18 protein-coding genes, 1 rRNA gene and 1 other RNA gene are annotated in these 16,361 nt (G+C 44.4%); 14 read left to right on the top strand and 6 right to left on the bottom strand.

The window, feature by feature from the left end:
• Window positions 1-25: 25 nt before the first annotated feature.
• From P0G38_RS14095 to ffs, 6 genes are all read left to right on the top strand, one after another.
• Window positions 26-829, top strand: a complete 804-nt coding sequence (locus tag P0G38_RS14095) for a MerR family transcriptional regulator (protein WP_275855268.1) — start codon at window positions 26-28, stop codon at window positions 827-829.
• A 213-nt stretch (window positions 830-1,042) separates the two neighbouring features.
• Entirely contained in the window at window positions 1,043-1,678 is a 636-nt protein-coding gene (locus P0G38_RS14090; RefSeq protein WP_010748831.1) for a YczE/YyaS/YitT family protein, read from the top strand.
• A 139-nt stretch (window positions 1,679-1,817) separates the two neighbouring features.
• Complete coding sequence (locus P0G38_RS14085; protein ID WP_275852251.1) at window positions 1,818-3,185, top strand: RsmB/NOP family class I SAM-dependent RNA methyltransferase; 1,368 nt, start codon at window positions 1,818-1,820, stop codon at window positions 3,183-3,185.
• 68 nt (window positions 3,186-3,253) lie between these two features.
• On the top strand, window positions 3,254-3,589 hold the full coding sequence (locus P0G38_RS14080) for a hypothetical protein (RefSeq protein WP_005227636.1): 336 nt from the start codon (window positions 3,254-3,256) through the stop codon (window positions 3,587-3,589).
• A gap of 131 nt (window positions 3,590-3,720) precedes the next feature.
• A complete protein-coding gene (tadA, locus tag P0G38_RS14075) occupies window positions 3,721-4,227 on the top strand; it encodes a tRNA adenosine(34) deaminase TadA (RefSeq protein WP_010748833.1) in 507 nt (168 codons plus the stop codon).
• Between the two features lie 29 nt (window positions 4,228-4,256).
• An RNA gene (gene ffs / locus P0G38_RS14070) (signal recognition particle sRNA small type) lies at window positions 4,257-4,343 on the top strand.
• A 213-nt stretch (window positions 4,344-4,556) separates the two neighbouring features.
• On the opposite strand, the gene P0G38_RS14065 is transcribed toward ffs, so the two are convergent.
• Window positions 4,557-4,964 carry a type II toxin-antitoxin system death-on-curing family toxin gene (locus tag P0G38_RS14065; RefSeq protein ID WP_275852245.1) on the bottom strand — a complete coding sequence of 136 codons (408 nt, stop codon included), beginning with the start codon at window positions 4,962-4,964 and terminating at the stop codon, window positions 4,557-4,559.
• Window positions 4,961-5,203, bottom strand: a complete 243-nt coding sequence (locus P0G38_RS14060; protein ID WP_005227642.1) for an AbrB/MazE/SpoVT family DNA-binding domain-containing protein — start codon at window positions 5,201-5,203, stop codon at window positions 4,961-4,963. Before P0G38_RS14060 ends, P0G38_RS14065 begins: the two co-directional genes overlap by 4 nt.
• Window positions 5,204-5,529: 326 nt before the next feature.
• On the opposite strand from P0G38_RS14060, the gene P0G38_RS14055 reads away from it, so the two are divergent.
• From P0G38_RS14055 to P0G38_RS14040, 4 genes are all read left to right on the top strand, one after another.
• Window positions 5,530-6,912: a bifunctional metallophosphatase/5'-nucleotidase gene (locus tag P0G38_RS14055; protein ID WP_275852241.1), complete on the top strand. Its 1,383-nt coding sequence runs from the start codon at window positions 5,530-5,532 to the stop codon at window positions 6,910-6,912.
• A gap of 90 nt (window positions 6,913-7,002) precedes the next feature.
• Window positions 7,003-7,623 carry a YutD family protein gene (locus P0G38_RS14050; RefSeq protein ID WP_275852238.1) on the top strand — a complete coding sequence of 207 codons (621 nt, stop codon included), beginning with the start codon at window positions 7,003-7,005 and terminating at the stop codon, window positions 7,621-7,623.
• A 1-nt stretch (window position 7,624) separates the two neighbouring features.
• The gene (locus P0G38_RS14045) at window positions 7,625-8,395 is read left to right on the top strand and encodes a TIGR01457 family HAD-type hydrolase (protein WP_275852235.1); all 771 of its coding nucleotides are present in this window, start codon (window positions 7,625-7,627) and stop codon (window positions 8,393-8,395) included.
• Complete coding sequence (locus tag P0G38_RS14040; protein WP_015509030.1) at window positions 8,392-9,030, top strand: TIGR01906 family membrane protein; 639 nt, start codon at window positions 8,392-8,394, stop codon at window positions 9,028-9,030. Before P0G38_RS14045 ends, P0G38_RS14040 begins: the two co-directional genes overlap by 4 nt.
• A 57-nt stretch (window positions 9,031-9,087) precedes the next feature.
• On the opposite strand, the gene P0G38_RS14035 is transcribed toward P0G38_RS14040, so the two are convergent.
• From P0G38_RS14035 to P0G38_RS14025, 3 genes are all read right to left on the bottom strand, one after another.
• Entirely contained in the window at window positions 9,088-9,597 is a 510-nt protein-coding gene (locus P0G38_RS14035) for a phosphatidylglycerophosphatase A family protein (RefSeq protein ID WP_005227653.1), read from the bottom strand.
• Window positions 9,598-9,911: 314 nt separating this feature from the next.
• Window positions 9,912-10,346 carry an HD domain-containing protein gene (locus P0G38_RS14030; RefSeq protein WP_275852228.1) on the bottom strand — a complete coding sequence of 145 codons (435 nt, stop codon included), beginning with the start codon at window positions 10,344-10,346 and terminating at the stop codon, window positions 9,912-9,914.
• 5 nt (window positions 10,347-10,351) lie between these two features.
• Entirely contained in the window at window positions 10,352-11,329 is a 978-nt protein-coding gene (locus tag P0G38_RS14025) for an NAD(P)/FAD-dependent oxidoreductase (protein WP_010748839.1), read from the bottom strand.
• A 140-nt stretch (window positions 11,330-11,469) separates the two neighbouring features.
• Between P0G38_RS14025 and P0G38_RS14020 the strand changes: the two genes are divergently transcribed.
• A complete protein-coding gene (locus P0G38_RS14020) occupies window positions 11,470-12,057 on the top strand; it encodes a peptidylprolyl isomerase (protein ID WP_005227659.1) in 588 nt (195 codons plus the stop codon).
• 90 nt (window positions 12,058-12,147) lie between these two features.
• Here P0G38_RS14020 and P0G38_RS14015 read toward each other — a convergent pair whose 3' ends face one another.
• Window positions 12,148-13,329: a MalY/PatB family protein gene (locus tag P0G38_RS14015; protein ID WP_275852221.1), complete on the bottom strand. Its 1,182-nt coding sequence runs from the start codon at window positions 13,327-13,329 to the stop codon at window positions 12,148-12,150.
• Between the two features lie 93 nt (window positions 13,330-13,422).
• On the opposite strand from P0G38_RS14015, the gene P0G38_RS14010 reads away from it, so the two are divergent.
• The 3 genes from P0G38_RS14010 to P0G38_RS14000 all read left to right on the top strand — a co-directional run bounded on the left by P0G38_RS14010 (window position 13,423) and on the right by P0G38_RS14000 (window position 16,360).
• Complete coding sequence (locus P0G38_RS14010; RefSeq protein WP_005227662.1) at window positions 13,423-13,803, top strand: CvfD/Ygs/GSP13 family RNA-binding post-transcriptional regulator; 381 nt, start codon at window positions 13,423-13,425, stop codon at window positions 13,801-13,803.
• A 67-nt stretch (window positions 13,804-13,870) separates the two neighbouring features.
• Complete coding sequence (locus tag P0G38_RS14005) at window positions 13,871-14,233, top strand: hypothetical protein (protein WP_005227664.1); 363 nt, start codon at window positions 13,871-13,873, stop codon at window positions 14,231-14,233.
• 567 nt (window positions 14,234-14,800) lie between these two features.
• Window positions 14,801-16,360: ribosomal RNA gene (locus P0G38_RS14000) — 16S ribosomal RNA — on the top strand.
• Window position 16,361 lies beyond the last annotated feature (1 nt).

The following is a 16,361-nucleotide window of genomic DNA, read 5'->3' as shown; positions in this document are numbered from 1 at the left end:
GAAAAAACAATTGACCATCAGTGAGATGTCCGCTTATGCTGGCGTGAGTCGGCGCACATTGATTTATTACGATCAGATCGATTTGTTCAAACCGCAATCGATTGGTGAAAACGGCTATCGCTACTACGGCTTTGAACAATGCCTTGAGTTAGACGTGATTTTGCTCTTGCGTTCTTTAGACATGCCCTTGCAAGACATTCGACAATTTTTGAAAAACCGCAACCCTGAATACACGCAAAAGGAACTTGTGGAACGGCGAGGAGAAGTTCGTGCCAAAATCGCTGCGCTACAAGAATTGGAACGAACCTTCGATCGCTACATCCAGCGCTATGAAAAAGTACAGAAAGCCGATTTTGAGACCTTTTCGATAGCGCACCACGAAGCAGAGGCGTTTATCGTTTCTGAAGAGATCGCTGGCGATGATCCAGAATCTGCTTATCAAGTGTACGCCCGTTTTTATCCGCTAGTGGATTATAAAGATGCCTTCAGTGGCTACCCCATCGGCTTTTTAAGTGCCGGAACGACATTAGAGGATCAGACTTTTCACGCATCGCCTTATCGGGCATTGATCTTGATTCCCCAAGATCGGCTGCATCTCTATCCTGAAAAGCTGATTATCACACGTCCCGCTGGTACATATGTGTCTGGGTTTGTCAGTGAGGGAGAGGAACAAATTGCTGCTTTTACCCATCGCATCCAAGCCTTTCTAAAAGAGAATCATTTAAAGATCGATGGCGATGTTTGGGAATTGTTATGGCAAGATGAAGTCTTTACCGCCCAAAAAGAATTGCAGATATTTGAAGTGATGGTTCCAGTGAAGCCCGAGTAATGGACGAGGCACGCGTATCTGTAGAAACCGAAAATCAAGATACGCAATCGCAATGGTTGTTGCGGGCATTTCAATGGAAGCAAAATGGAAGCAAAGGAGATGGACGAAGCCAGATCGTATCCCTACAAAGAGCCCTGTGAAGCGTTGAAATTCCCATTTTCCTTTTTTCTCGTTATACTTGAAAGAACAGATGAGAAAAAAGGGGAAATTTTAATGAAAAAAGAAACAGGATTACGCTCGCTTTATGCGTTGATTGGTGTCGCCATTTTAGGATTCGGGGCGGCATTGCTGCGGGTCGGCGGAGTAGGGCTAGACCCATACACAGCTGCCAATATCGGTGTCGGCGAGCTACTAGGGTTATCCCTTGGGGTCTATCAATTGATGATCAATATCGCTGTCCTAGTATTGATTTTTATCTTTGGCCGTCGCCATATCGGCATCGGGACGGTCATCAATATGGTGCTGACAGGATTTTTCATCGACTTTTATACCAACGTTTTTGATTGGTTATCCGTCGGTCCCAATAACTGGTGGCAGCAAGGCTTGTTCTTGTTGATCGGGATTATCTTCTTTACCTTCGGTGCTTCGTTTTATATGTCAGCGAATTTGGGCAGCGCCCCCTATGACGCGATTGCCCCAACCATCGTCGATCAGACGAAAGCCAACTATCGAGTGGTGCGGGTGATTCAAGACGTTGCCTTTGCCTTGATTGGGCTCTTCACAGGCGGACCTATTGGAATCGGAACCTTCATCAGTGCCTTTTTAGTGGGCCCACTGATCAAATTCTGGGACAACCGTGTCTCTCAGCCATTCATCGAAAGCAGTGTCAAGAAAGCGATTTTTAAATAAAAAAGGTCTGCAGCAAAGAGAAGTCGAAGCGATTTAGTCGCCCACTTCACTCAGCTGCAGTTTTTTTTCCATTTGATCAAGGAATTCTTGCATAATTGCTTCTCAGTCGCTAGAATAAAAAAGCCGAGGAGGGGTAAGTATGCAATTACCAACACCATTTATTGAAAAATACCAACGGTTGCTAGGAGAAGAAGCACCAGCTTTTTTTACCGCTTTAACCGATAATCAGCCAGTCAAAGGCTTTCGCTTGAATGTTGCTAAGCCGCACGCACAAGCGATGCTGGCAAAATATGGACCAGCCGCTGTACCCGCCCCCTATGCAGAAGCTGCTTATATTGGCGAAGTCAAAGGCCTTTCGCTGCTCCATCAAGCTGGCTATGTCTACAGCCAAGAACCTAGTGCGATGATCGTAGCAACGATCGCAGCCGCTCAACCAGGGGAGCGGGTCTTAGATTTATGTGCGGCACCAGGGGGCAAAACAACGCAGCTGGCAAGCCAATTACAAGGAAAAGGGCTGCTTGTAGCAAATGAGATTTTCCCCAAGCGTGCCAAAATCCTATCAGAAAATGTGGAGCGTTGGGGCTTTCCGAATGTAGTCGTCACCAATCAGGCACCGCAAGAATTGAGCCGCCATTTTCCTCAGTTTTTTGACAAGATCGTAGTGGACGCCCCATGTTCTGGTGAAGGGATGTTTCGTAAAGATCCCGTCGCCTTAGAAGAATGGCAAGCAGAAACACCTGATCAGTGTGCGATCAGGCAAAAAGACATTTTGGCACAAGCCGTTACGATGCTAAAACCGGGGGGGCAGCTGATCTATTCCACCTGTACCTTTGCCCCAGAAGAAAACGAAGCGATGATGGCTTGGTTAATGGAGGAGTATCCCTTCACGATCGAAGCGATCGACTTGGACAATGTATCTCATGGGCGCAGGGAGTGGGGAGCTGCACCTGGGATTGAGAAAACCATCCGCTTATGGCCGCATTTAAACCAAGGAGAAGGTCATTTCGCTGCGAAATTGACCTCGCTAGCAGAAGCAGCGCCAGTGAAAAAGAAGAAAAAAGGCAAAGGAGCGACAGCCAAGAGTCCATTGGATGCAGCGACTCAAAAGTTGTGGCAAGCCTTTCGCAAGGAGTTTCCTTTTTTACAGGCACTGAATGCGACGCCTCAGCTGCTAGGAGAAAACCTCTGGCTCGTTCCTGAAGAAATGCCTTCTTTAAAAGGGATCAAGTTTATGCGCCCAGGTTTGCACGTCGGCGTCGTTAAGAAGAATCGGATCGAGCCAAGTTATGCGTTGGCATTGGCGATCCATGCAGAAGAAGGGGCACCGACAGTGCCGATCACTTTGCCGCAATGGCAGCAGTATGTGGCAGGTGAAACCTTGAGCGTGCCAGGAAATGCTGGATGGGTGATTTTGACAGTCGATGAGATCCCAGTCGGTTTTGGAAAACAAGTCCAAGGAACCGTAAAAAACTTCTTTCCTAAAGGATTAAGATTCAAAGCGATTTAAACGAAATAGTGTTTTTATTTCAGTCCTCGTGCTATGATGGAAGTAGCAAAATAAGGGAGCTGATCGATATGAAAACATCATCAAAAGTAACGATTGGATTAAGCATTGCAGCGATCGCTGGGATCACTACTGCCGTCGTTGTATCAGACAAAGTATTCAATAAAGTACGCTTCGCTTGCAACCGACACAAAGTAAAGAAATTTGTCGATGACAAATTCAACGGCAATGAAAAATTGCTGGATGTCGTAGACGGCTTGTCTGACAATGAATTGGATTCGTTGTTAGGTGTGATGAAAAAAGTCAATGAAGGCCGCAACAAAATCTCTGTTTACGGAGACAATATCAAAGATTCGACAGAACATGTCAAAGACAAGTTGACGAGCTTTGTTGATTCCGTCTTTTAAGCCAATCATTCCATTTGAAACTCGCAGGGACATCGGTCTTTGCGAGTTTTTCTCGTCTTTCTAAGCGTTTTTCGTTATACTAACAAGGAAATGCACGAAATGGTGCGAGGTAGAGGAGTGAAAGTGAAGTCGTGGAAAAAACAAGTACCTTGACTGCCGAGGAAAAAGCCTTCTTTATGGAAGAAGCAATCAAAGAAGCCCGAAAAGCAGAAGGGTTGGCAGAAGTACCGATCGGTGCTGTCGTCGTCTTGGATGATAAAATCATTGGTCGTGGACACAATCTACGAGAAACGCAGCAGCAAGCCGCAGCGCATGCGGAGATGTTTGCGATCGAAGAAGCCTGTCGCACTGTCGGAAGTTGGCGCTTAGAACAAGCGCAGCTGTTTGTGACCTTGGAACCATGCCCGATGTGCAGTGGGGCGATGTTATTGGCACGGGTGGAAGAAGTGTATTTTGGTGCCTACGATCCCAAAGGCGGCACTGCTGGTACATTGATGAATTTATTGGAAGATGAGCGCTTCAACCATTGGTCCTATGTGGAAGGCGGCATTTTAGAAGAAGCATGCGGCCAGCTGCTAACAGATTTTTTCCGAGCATTACGAGAAAAGAAAAAACAAAAAAAGGCTGGCAATCTCTAACGAAATACGTTATACTAAGTTTTGCCGAAAGGCTAGGACAATGGAGGTCTTGTGAAGCGTGTCAGATCCGGAAGGAAGCAGCACTAAGCAGGATTCTCCATGTGTCTGATTGAAAAACTGCTTGTTATTGAAGAAAGCAGTAGTACTAATTGAATCGATGATCATTCAACCCTGAGACAGACTGTCTTAGGGTTTTTTATTGTCTGAAAGTCTTTAGTTGAGTCTTCTCTTTGATAAATTTTCATGATCAATTTTTAGCCAATCTAGTAAAAAGTGAATCACGATTGTTTGATTGTAGGTGAAGAATTGCTGATTAGCTAGTTACTTTTTTACGACTTTCTTGTGTATTTTCGAAGGTAATCAGAAGTTGATCGTTTTAAAGTATCAAATTTATTTTCGTCATATTTCGCAATGTTCACCAGAAATGCAATCGTTTGATTTTGTTCGAAAAAAGTTTCATAGTGGTTAAGCTTGAAAAAAACATCCGTTGCCATGAAAGCCGTTCGTTTATTGGCATTATGAAAGGGATGTTTTTTGATTAAGTTGATTAGAAGGATTGCAGCTTTTTCCTCCATTGAGGGGTATAATTCTTTTGAAAAAACGATTTGTTGCGGTTGTTTTACAGCCATGGCTAATCCAGATGGATCACGCAAGCTGATCTCTTCATTTGGTGTTTGACTTTTGATAAGCACGACATTCATTTTTATGATTTGTTTTTCTGATAAGTAGATTGTCAATGATTTGCGAGCTCCTTATACATCTCTTCATATTGAGAAAAAGATTGATCGATTAAACGATTGATTTCGAGTTCCTGCTCAGAAGGTAATGACTTTTTTGTGATTGCAGCAGCTAATTTGTCTTCATCAACAAATACGTAATCATTTTCTTGAATTCCTATTTTTTCTAATAATTCTTTCGATAATGTTAAAACAACTGAATTTCCGCTTTTTCTAATTTTTCGTTCTTGAATACTCACTTTACTTCTCCTCCTTATATCGTATATACAGTATATACGATAAACGAGAATTACTCAATAATTGTAAGATCGTATGTTAGTACTATATATTTTGAATCGTATTTGCTTGGAACAAAATCATTCCAACAATTGAGCAAAACATGGCCGTACTTTTTGACAAATGTCTGTCTATTTATTCCATTCTTTTCCAAGCATTCCAATGGTTTCCCAGAGATTTTATGCTATGCTTATTTTGTAGAGACTTCCGTCGCCTTTCTACTGGCAACCCTTGATGCCAAGAGAAATGGATAGTGATTTCAGGCGACGTATTTGAAAAGAGGCGCACAATGGAAAAAATTACGATTATCCATACGAACGATCTGCATTCCCACCTAGAACATTGGCCGAAGATGCGGCGTTATTTGGATCAAAGAAAACGAGAAGCGGATACCACCGAAGAGACAGTGATCGCAGTCGACTTAGGCGACTTTGTCGATCGCTGGCATCCTTTGACAGAAGCAACTGACGGCAAGGCGAATGTCGATTTGATGAATCAAGGACATTACGATGCGGTGACGATTGGGAACAATGAAGGGGTCGGTAATCCCAAAGAGGTCTTGCAGCATTTGTATGACCAAGCAGAATTTCCTGTCATTTTAGGCAATTTATTTGATAAACAGGATTTACGTCCGCCGAAGTGGGCACAAGAATACAAAATCATGGAAAGCAATCAAGGAGCCAAAATCGGCCTGATCGCATTTACAGCACCGTTTCCGCTGACATATGCCCCCAACGGTTGGGATATTCGCGAACCCTTGGAGATTTTGCCTTCATTGGTGCAGCATTTGCGTCCCGAGGTCGATTTGCTGGTCTTGATGAGCCATCTAGGCATCAATGCTGACCGCCAGATTGCGAAGGATTTTCCAGAACTAGATGTTATATTAGGTTCCCACACGCACCATTTGTTTGAAAAGGGCGAAGTCATCAATGGGGTTCAAATTGGTGCAGCTGGCAAGTTTGGTTTTAACATTGGCGAAGTCGAAGTGGTCTTAGATGATCACCATCGCCCAATCAAGCATCGCGCCCGTGTGATTCCGACTGATTCGCTGGTGGCTTTTCCGCAAGATGAGGAAGAGATTGCCGAATATCTATCGATCGGTCATCGCTTGTTGCGGGCAAATCAGGTGGCAGAAATTCCAGCAGCGTTTACGAGGGATTGGCAAAGTCAACATTCCTTGGTTCGGGAGGCACTTTTGGCATTATGTGCCAAAGGACAAACGGAGGCCGCCATCTTAAATACGGGGCTATTTTTAGATGATTTGCCGCAAGGGCGGGTCGATCAAGATCAGCTGCACACGATTTTGCCCCATCCGATGCATTTGATTCGGGTGACGCTGCAAGGCGCGGATGTCATTCGATTGGTCTTAGAGATGGAAAAAAATCGCAACTTTTTGCGCAATTTCCCAATTATGGGAATGGGTTTTCGAGGGAAGATTTTTGGTGAACTGGTTTATGAAGGCATCCGCTTTGATGAAAAAAACCACCAAGTATTGTGGAAACAAGAGCCCGTCGATCCTGCTCAAAGCTACACGTTGACCCTTGTGGATCACTACTTGTTTATTCCGTTTTTCCCGACGATCGAGATTGCTGGAACCGTTGAGTTTCTTTTTCCAGACTTTATTCGCACAGTGGTCGGAGATTACCTGAGTCAGAAATACCCCATTCAGTAGTTCGTCACTTCTCCAGCTGGTTTTTGAGAGAAAACCGCGACTATCATTGGGGAATAAAACAAGGTATAATAAACAGCAGGTGGTGAAAAAATGACCGAAAAACAAACGATCACAGATGAAATGACATCTGTACTAGAAGAAATTATTGAAGAACCAGCGAAACAACCGCAAAAAGGCGAGTTGGTGACTTTGTTAAATGATGAAGAATTAATGATTGGCAATCGACAATACAAACTGGTCATGGATTATCGTGAAGGCTTCAATCCAGAAAAGCTTGGCGAGCGTTACAGTGAAGTGTTGGCACGTTATGACTATATCGTAGGGGATTGGGGTTATGAGCAGCTGCGTTTGAAAGGCTTTTTTGAAAAGGATAACCGCAAAGCATTACCCGATCAGCGTATCGACATGCTGGAAGACTATTTGTATGAGTATTGCAACTTCGGTTGTGCCTATTTTGTGATCCAACGAGTTGGCGGCAAGAAAGAAAAAAGTACCTCCCGAAGACGTAAGAAAAAGCCAGCTCAAACGAATCAAAATCAAACTACACAACAAAACGCCCATATAGAAGAAAAGCGTGAAGCAATTCCGCAGAAGAAAAGCAAACCAACGATTAAAAATCGTAAACCAAAAGAAAAAAACGTCAAAAAAACCGAAACAACTACGGTGAAAAAAGGCAAAAAAGAGTTTACGATTCGACAAAGGGAAGAATAAGATGAAATATAAAGGCTATTTGATTGATCTAGACGGCACGATTTATTTAGGAAAAGAGCCGATCCCTGCTGGGAAACGCTTCGTAGAATCCTTACAAGAAAAAGGACTGCCCTATTTATTTGTGACCAACAATACGACCCGCAGTCCCGAAGTCGTGGCACAGCGATTGGCGGATGAATTTTCGATTCACGTGGCACCAGAAACGATTTATACCGCAAGCTTGGCGACGATCGATTTTATGAAAGATCATGGCAAAGGCCGCAAAGTATTTGTGATCGGCGAAGCGGGGTTGATCGATTTGATCTTAGCTGCTGGGTTTGAGTGGGAGGAAACCAACCCAGATTATGTCGTGGTTGGCTTAGACAACCACGTGACCTATGAAAAATTTGTTTTAGCAACGTTAGCGATCCAAAAAGGAGCAACCTTTATCGGGACCAATCCCGACAAAAATATCCCGACGGAAAGAGGTTTATTACCTGGTGCAGGTTCACTGATCGCAATGGTGGAGACTGCCACCCAAACGCAACCGATTTTTATTGGCAAACCAGAAGCCATCATTATGGAAAAAGCGGTGGCACACATCGGCTTATCAAAAGATGAGGTCTTGATGGTGGGAGACAATTACGAAACCGATATTCGCTCGGGGATCCAAAACGGGATCGATTCTTTGCTCGTATTATCTGGCTTTACCCCGAAAGCGGCAGTTCCGACATTACCAGTAGCACCAACCTATGTGGTGGATTCTTTAGATGAGTGGGATTTTGAACAATGAAAAAACAAGTGTGGCTTGAACGCTTAGGATTTGTCTGCTTGTTTTTGTTTTTGGTCAGTCTAGCGATCACCCTAACGATCAATTTTCGACCGTTATATTGGTTTGATGTCGATCACTTGAATCTGCTGGATTATACCTCGCTATCAAGAGAAGAGTTGTTGAAGAACTATGGCTTATTGCTAGATTTTCTAAACAATCCCTTTGCAAGTACGCTCGCCTTGCCAGATTTTCCAATGTCTGAAGCTGGCGCTGGGCATTTTTACGATGTGAAACAGTTGTTTCTATTAAATTATGCCGTGATGATCGTCACTTTGCTGCCGAGTATCTGGTTCGTCAATCGGTTACGGCAAAAACAACAGCAATGGCGCTTGATTCGTCCCTTTCAATGGGGGATGATTTTGCCGCTGATTTTCGGGTTTTTGATGGCTGTCGGCTTTGACCGCTTTTTCGTTACGTTCCATGAGATTTTCTTCAGTAACGACGATTGGCTCTTTAATCCAGCCACCGATCCGATCATCAACGTGCTGCCAGAAACGTTTTTCATGCATTGCTTTATTCTCTTTTTCGTCTTGATTGAAGTCTTCTTTTTTGCCTTCTATTGGTGGGGCAAACGAGGCTTGAAAAAAACAGCGTAATGAAAAAAAGACCAACGATCCCCTTCCTTTGAGGGAGGCGAATCGTCGGTCTTTTTTTTATTGCGTAATGTAATGAGATTTACTTGGGTGTTGATGGGCTAAGCGACTTGCGGCAGAAGCTGCGATGGCACCTACGATATCATCTAAAAAGGTGTGAACGCGGGGACCGTCGTGCTTGTTCAGTTCTTTCAAAATACCCGGTTTGACTTTATCAATGTATCCGTAGTTAGTAAAGCCGATCGAGCCGTACACGTTGACGATGGATAGAGCGAGGATCTCATCGATCCCATAAAGCCCTTCGTCTTCTTTAACGATTTCTTGCAGTGGATGCAGCAGTTGATTTTCTTCTGCCAAAATATCCAATTGGACCCCCGTTAAAATCGTGTTGTGGACTTCCCGCTTGCTTAAGACAGCGTTGACGCTTTCGATACACATCTCCAAGGTGATGCCTTCAATGTAATCTTTTTGCAAGAACATCACCAGTTCACCGATGTCTTGCAGCGAGACACCGCGGTCGGCCAACAATTCTCTTGCTTTGTCTTCAAGTGTTTTGCTTTCTAATACCATATAGTTCCCCTCCATGTAAATATAGTTTATTCAAAAGTCAACATGCGACTGATGGATTGCGATCATAAGTAGTGCCCTATTCCAGTTGCAGGCCATGCCATTTGGGTGTTAATCCCTTCTAACATCCACTGAAGCACAAGTGTTGGCTAGTTCTGCTTTGGCTGCCACTGCCCAAGGATGGGGGACCACCAAGTCACCAGCAAAAAGCCAGTCCATATAATACCCAGCGGCGGCTTCCAAGGAATCATCGAGACGGTCTAATAAGCCGATTAAGAAAGGCGCTTGATCTTTACGATCCCATTTGATTTTGTCGGCTAAAAAACGAGTAGATCGAGACGACGATAATGGGCCTTTAAGGTGGTATGACAGCTGATGGCGGACAGAATGTCTGGATCAGACACCTGAAAAACCGTTTTTGCCAACAAAGCGGATTGCTGCTGATGCAGCAAAAAAGGTGCTTGCCGCTCCGCATCTAAGATCGGTTCGCCTACCGCTATCTGCAAGGCGATTCGCTGGTCATGAGGGATGACGACGCTGACATCGTGCAGCAGTGCTGCCAAGTAAGCTTTCTCCGCATTGACTTGAAACCGTTCTGCCAATCGTTTGGCTTCTTGGGCAACGGCTAGATTGTGGACCGCCGTTTCGGCATGATCGAAGGCTTCCAGATACTGAACCATTTGCTCAGTGAGGGTCTCTCCCTGTAAAGGGAGAGTATAGGCGGCAAGTTGACGTTGACCAGCTTGTTTCATGTCAGCTACTCCTTAAAAAGACTTGTACTATGGGCAGGTTGTGTCCGCGTTTTGGGATCAATGTAGTGGAGCGCATTGTTCACCGCAGTTGGGGCTTCCCCGAAACCAGTAGCGATCAGGTCGACTTTTCCATCGTATAAAACGACATCCCCACAGCCATAGATCCCAGGAACAGACGTGCTCATATCTGAAGAGACGAAGACTCCTTGGCGGCTGCTTTTCATGCCCCAATCCTTGATGTTCAATGTGGAAGAAAAACCGTAATTGACGATCAAAGCATCCAATGAAAGGCTGACTGTTTCATCACCTTTGACTTGCTGCAACGAGACACCAGTCAAACGTTGCTCTCCTTGGATTTCTTGGATCACATAAGGAGTCAAAATGTTGACGGCAGAAGCCTGTAATTTACTGACGCTATGTTCATGGGCACGAAATTCAGGACGGCGATGGATCAAGTAGACTTCACTAGCGATCGGCTCCAGCATCAATGCCCAATCGATGGCAGAATCGCCGCCACCGGCGATCGCTACTTTGCGTCCAGCATACTTCATCAAATCGGTGACAAAATAGTCTAAGCCGTATCCTTCAAACCGCTCGCTTTCTGGCAAAGTCAGTTTGCGCGGCTGGAAGGAGCCGTTTCCTAAAGCCAAAATCACGGCTTTCGAGTAATGGATTCCTTTGTCGGTGGTGACTTCGATATAGTCTTCTTGTTTTTCGACCGACAAGACGGTTTCTTCTAAACAATATTGGTGATTGAAGGTCGTCAACTGTTTTTCCAGGTTTTGGACAAGATCGCCCGCTTTGATTTTCGGATAACCTGGGATATCGTAGATGTATTTTTCTGGGTATAAAGTAGCAAGCTGACCGCCTAATTGCGGCAAGCTGTCGATGATCTTGGTTTTGGCGTTACGCATACCGGCATAGAAAGCAGAAAACATTCCGCTAGGTCCCGCGCCGATAATCGTTATATCAAAAATATCCATGTTATTCCTCTTTTCTAACCACGTTGGGGTGAAGCGTGTTCGTAGTGTACGAATAGCTTCATTATAGCAAAAATTATCCAAACTAGCATTTTTTCAATTTTCTGCTATCATGGATTTATGAGAGAGAAGGAGGAGTTAATGTGTCTGAATTTCCACAGTTAGCATTAGAAAAACAAACTGGCCATAAAGCAGTCATCAAAACCAATCGTGGGGATGTAGTTGTACAATTGTTCCCAGAATTGGCACCAAAAACAGTGAAAAACTTCGTTGAATTAGCGAAAAAAGGGTATTACGATGGGATCATCTTCCACCGTGTCATTCCTGATTTTATGATTCAAGGCGGCGATCCAACTGGTACAGGGATGGGCGGCGAAAGCATCTATGGCGGCAGCTTTGAAGATGAATTTTCAAAAGAATTGTTCAATCTTCGTGGCGCTTTATCCATGGCAAACGCTGGTCCGAATACTAACGGCAGCCAGTTTTTCATCGTAAACAATCAAAATGTTCCTAGCAACATGTTAGGTCAATTAGAAGGTGCTGGTTATCCAGCTGAAATCATCGAAGCGTATCAAGCAGGTGGTACTCCTTGGTTAGATTTCCGTCACACAGTCTTTGGTCATGTGATCGAAGGAATGTCAGTCGTTGATGAAATCGCTGGCGTGCAACGAGGACCACAAGATCGTCCAGTGCATGATGTAGTGATCGAAACGATCGAAATCAGCGAATAAAACAAAAGAACCCAAAAGCAGTTTCAAAGGTCATCCTCAAGGAGATCGTTGAAATGGCAGCTTTAGGGTTCTTTTTTTCATAAGAAAGAGTTAACCGATCGGTTGGTCTTTAAACGCGGCGGCGATTTGATTGAGTGCTTTTTCTAATAGCTCTTTAGGACAGGCAAAGTTCAACCGCATATGGTGACTGCCGCGAGGACCAAAGATACTTCCTTGATTCAATACGACATTGGCTTCTTTGATCAGTTTGCGCTGCAGCTGATTGTCTGTTAGGCCATAGGCAGAAAAATCCAGCCAGATCAAGTAAGTACCTTCGGGTTTTTGAAAGGTCACTGCTGGGAGTTGTTCAGTCAAAAAGTCGCAGACAAAGGTGCGATTTGCTTCTAAATAGGACAAAAGTTCTTCTAACCATGCTTCAGATTCACGATACGCTGCTTCAGTAGCGACCAACCCAAACGTATTGATTTCCCCTTGAACGTTGCGTTCTTGTGTTTTTGCAAATTGGCTGCGCAAGGTTTTGTCTTTGATGAATACCATCGAATTTTTGATCCCAGCTAAATTAAAGGTCTTGGTTGCTGAGGTCAAGATGATCGAAAAATCGGCAAAGCTTGGCTCGACTGTTTGGAAAGAGACAAATTGATTTGGTGCAAAAACGATGTCTTGATGGATCTCATCACTGACAACGATCACCTGGTGCTTTTGACAAATACGGCCGATCGTCAGCAGTTCTTCTTTTGACCACACGCGACCGCCAGGATTATGAGGATTACATAGAAGAAACAATTTTACCTTCTTTTCGATGATGGTTTGTTCCATCGCCTCAAAATCGATGACGAAGTGGCCATCTTTTTCCAATAATGGTTCTTGAATTAAGGTCCGCTGATTATTTTTGACAACATGGGCAAAGGGATGGTAGACCGGATCGTGGATCAATACGGCATCTTCTTCTTGCGTATAACTTTGGATCGCCAGTGCAATACTAGGGACGACACCGCTGTTAAAAAGGATCGCTTCCTTATTGATGGTATAACCATGACGTCTTTGCTGCCAATCGATGATGGATTCAAGCAGCGAATCAGGGATGGTGGAATAGCCATAGATCCCTTGGGCAACTGCTTTTTCTAACGCTTTTTTCACAGGTTCTGGTGCTAGAAAATCCATGTCGGCTACCCAAAGTGGCAACAAGTTTTCTTCCTTATAGGTTTTTGCAATGGTGTCCCATTTGACGCTATTGGTATTTAAGCGCGGATGAACTTTGTCAAAATTGATCATGCGTTTCCCTCCTATATTGTGCAACGTTGTTTCTGATGCTTCAAATCTACCACTAGTTCAAGTATAATGAAAGTGGAAAAGAGAGGAAAGACTATGAATTATCAAATCGGGAACATTATAGAAGGAACAGTCACTGGGATTCAACCCTATGGTGCATTTGTTTCGTTAGATAAGGAAACACAGGGATTGATCCATGTTTCAGAGATCCAATCTGGGTTTACCAAGAATATCCATGAAGTCTTACAGATCGGGCAAAAGATCCGTGTACAAATCATTGATATTGACGAATACAGCCAAAAGATCAGTTTGTCCCGCCGTACATTGGAAACGAGTTTTGTTCAGCCCCCCTTTAAGCGTAAACGCTACTTTACAAATAAGAATAAGCGGATCGGTTTTCGTACGATTGGAGAAGCTTTACCAGTGTGGGTGAAAGAGGCCAAAGAAATGTTAGAAAAAGAAAACAGCAGCAGATAATCGTGCATATTTTCTGAAAATGTGCTAAAATTAGTTTACAAACAGATGAATAACTGAGGTGGGTATTTTGGGATCCAAAAAAGTAGCGGGTACAGTTATGATGCACTTAGCAAATGGTTCGAAACGATTTTTGATGCAAATACACGAAGGCACTGCGGAATTAGCGTCAACGGATTTTTCTGAAGATAAAACCGGCTTGGCTACGATCTTACAATTGTTTAAAGACCGTATCCACCTTGATGTGACAGCGATCGAACTCGTTGAACTCACAAATGGCAATATTGATACGCAAAACATTCCTTTATTTGTTTTTGAAACACAAGAAGCAGGACAAACGCAACAGCTGCCAGAAGGGTATGCGTGGGAAGAGCCCAATATCTTTCGTAAGATCATTGAAGACTACGAGATTGAAGGCGTTCCGTTCTTTTAGCACCTGAATATTAGCGAAAAAACTGAAGACCGTTACGACGGTCTTTTTTTATTGAAAACTTTTTGTAAATAAAATGAAATATTTCCTTGACCTGAGTCAAGAAGAATGGTAAATTAGTCAACGTTGGCAATTGAGCCAGCGGGTCAAAACAACAGTTGAAAAAACTTCAAAAAAAGACTTGACCAAAAATGAAACAGATGATATTATAACGAAGTCGCAATAATAAAACAGTTAATCAATGTTGATACATCAACAAAATTAATTGAAAAAAGTTGTTGACAAATAACAAATCATTTGTTATTCTAATTAAGTCGCTGAGACAGCCGCTACGAAGTTGAAAAGCAACGAGCGAAAAAAAACTTTTTAAAAAAGAGTTGACAATTAAATGTCACTCTGATATGATATAAAAGTTGCTAACACAGCACGGTAGACCTTTGAAAACTGAACAAAGCAAGCAAACGAACCAATGTGTAGGACGTTTCAATTTATTGAAACAAATACATGCAAGCAATAGCTAGCAAAGTTAATTTTTATGAGCTTAATGACCGTATGGTCATTCAAACAAATCATTATGAGAGTTTGATCCTGGCTCAGGACGAACGCTGGCGGCGTGCCTAATACATGCAAGTCGAACGCTTTTTCTTTCACCGGAGCTTGCTCCACCGAAAGAAAAAGAGTGGCGAACGGGTGAGTAACACGTGGGTAACCTGCCCATCAGAAGGGGATAACACTTGGAAACAGGTGCTAATACCGTATAACACTATTTTCCGCATGGAAGAAAGTTGAAAGGCGCTTTTGCGTCACTGATGGATGGACCCGCGGTGCATTAGCTAGTTGGTGAGGTAACGGCTCACCAAGGCAACGATGCATAGCCGACCTGAGAGGGTGATCGGCCACACTGGGACTGAGACACGGCCCAGACTCCTACGGGAGGCAGCAGTAGGGAATCTTCGGCAATGGACGAAAGTCTGACCGAGCAACGCCGCGTGAGTGAAGAAGGTTTTCGGATCGTAAAACTCTGTTGTTAGAGAAGAACAAGGATGAGAGTAAAATGTTCATCCCTTGACGGTATCTAACCAGAAAGCCACGGCTAACTACGTGCCAGCAGCCGCGGTAATACGTAGGTGGCAAGCGTTGTCCGGATTTATTGGGCGTAAAGCGAGCGCAGGCGGTTTCTTAAGTCTGATGTGAAAGCCCCCGGCTCAACCGGGGAGGGTCATTGGAAACTGGGAGACTTGAGTGCAGAAGAGGAGAGTGGAATTCCATGTGTAGCGGTGAAATGCGTAGATATATGGAGGAACACCAGTGGCGAAGGCGGCTCTCTGGTCTGTAACTGACGCTGAGGCTCGAAAGCGTGGGGAGCGAACAGGATTAGATACCCTGGTAGTCCACGCCGTAAACGATGAGTGCTAAGTGTTGGAGGGTTTCCGCCCTTCAGTGCTGCAGCAAACGCATTAAGCACTCCGCCTGGGGAGTACGACCGCAAGGTTGAAACTCAAAGGAATTGACGGGGGCCCGCACAAGCGGTGGAGCATGTGGTTTAATTCGAAGCAACGCGAAGAACCTTACCAGGTCTTGACATCCTTTGACCACTCTAGAGATAGAGCTTCCCCTTCGGGGGCAAAGTGACAGGTGGTGCATGGTTGTCGTCAGCTCGTGTCGTGAGATGTTGGGTTAAGTCCCGCAACGAGCGCAACCCTTATTGTTAGTTGCCATCATTTAGTTGGGCACTCTAGCGAGACTGCCGGTGACAAACCGGAGGAAGGTGGGGATGACGTCAAATCATCATGCCCCTTATGACCTGGGCTACACACGTGCTACAATGGGAAGTACAACGAGTTGCGAAGTCGCGAGGCTAAGCTAATCTCTTAAAGCTTCTCTCAGTTCGGATTGTAGGCTGCAACTCGCCTACATGAAGCCGGAATCGCTAGTAATCGCGGATCAGCACGCCGCGGTGAATACGTTCCCGGGCCTTGTACACACCGCCCGTCACACCACGAGAGTTTGTAACACCCGAAGTCGGTGAGGTAACCTTTTTGGAGCCAGCCGCCTAAGGTGGGATAGATGATTGGGGTGAAGTCGTAACAAGGTAGCCGTATCGGAAGGTGCGGCTGGATCACCTCCTTTC

The organism is Enterococcus casseliflavus (assembly GCF_029215545.1).
In the GTDB taxonomy this organism is placed as follows: Bacteria; Bacillota; Bacilli; order Lactobacillales; family Enterococcaceae; genus Enterococcus_D; species Enterococcus_D casseliflavus.
Note: the sequence above shows the minus strand (reverse complement) of the source record. Positions and strands in the feature narration are given on the sequence as shown.

What these genes read in the sequence shown, in the direction of transcription:
- P0G38_RS14040 (WP_015509030.1), top strand. Translation starts at nt 8,392, where the DNA reads ATGAAAAAACAAGTGTGGCTTGAACGCTTAGGATTTGTCTGCTTGTTT.
- P0G38_RS14085 (WP_275852251.1), top strand. Translation starts at nt 1,818, where the DNA reads ATGCAATTACCAACACCATTTATTGAAAAATACCAACGGTTGCTAGGA.
- P0G38_RS14095 (WP_275855268.1), top strand. Translation starts at nt 26, where the DNA reads ATGTCCGCTTATGCTGGCGTGAGTCGGCGCACATTGATTTATTACGAT.
- P0G38_RS14090 (WP_010748831.1), top strand. Translation starts at nt 1,043, where the DNA reads ATGAAAAAAGAAACAGGATTACGCTCGCTTTATGCGTTGATTGGTGTC.
- P0G38_RS14045 (WP_275852235.1), top strand. Translation starts at nt 7,625, where the DNA reads ATGAAATATAAAGGCTATTTGATTGATCTAGACGGCACGATTTATTTA.
- P0G38_RS14010 (WP_005227662.1), top strand. Translation starts at nt 13,423, where the DNA reads ATGAATTATCAAATCGGGAACATTATAGAAGGAACAGTCACTGGGATT.
- P0G38_RS14025 (WP_010748839.1), bottom strand. Translation starts at nt 11,329, where the DNA reads ATGGATATTTTTGATATAACGATTATCGGCGCGGGACCTAGCGGAATG.
- P0G38_RS14050 (WP_275852238.1), top strand. Translation starts at nt 7,003, where the DNA reads ATGACCGAAAAACAAACGATCACAGATGAAATGACATCTGTACTAGAA.
- P0G38_RS14080 (WP_005227636.1), top strand. Translation starts at nt 3,254, where the DNA reads ATGAAAACATCATCAAAAGTAACGATTGGATTAAGCATTGCAGCGATC.
- P0G38_RS14030 (WP_275852228.1), bottom strand. Translation starts at nt 10,346, where the DNA reads ATGAAACAAGCTGGTCAACGTCAACTTGCCGCCTATACTCTCCCTTTA.
- P0G38_RS14015 (WP_275852221.1), bottom strand. Translation starts at nt 13,329, where the DNA reads ATGATCAATTTTGACAAAGTTCATCCGCGCTTAAATACCAATAGCGTC.
- P0G38_RS14055 (WP_275852241.1), top strand. Translation starts at nt 5,530, where the DNA reads ATGGAAAAAATTACGATTATCCATACGAACGATCTGCATTCCCACCTA.
- P0G38_RS14035 (WP_005227653.1), bottom strand. Translation starts at nt 9,597, where the DNA reads ATGGTATTAGAAAGCAAAACACTTGAAGACAAAGCAAGAGAATTGTTG.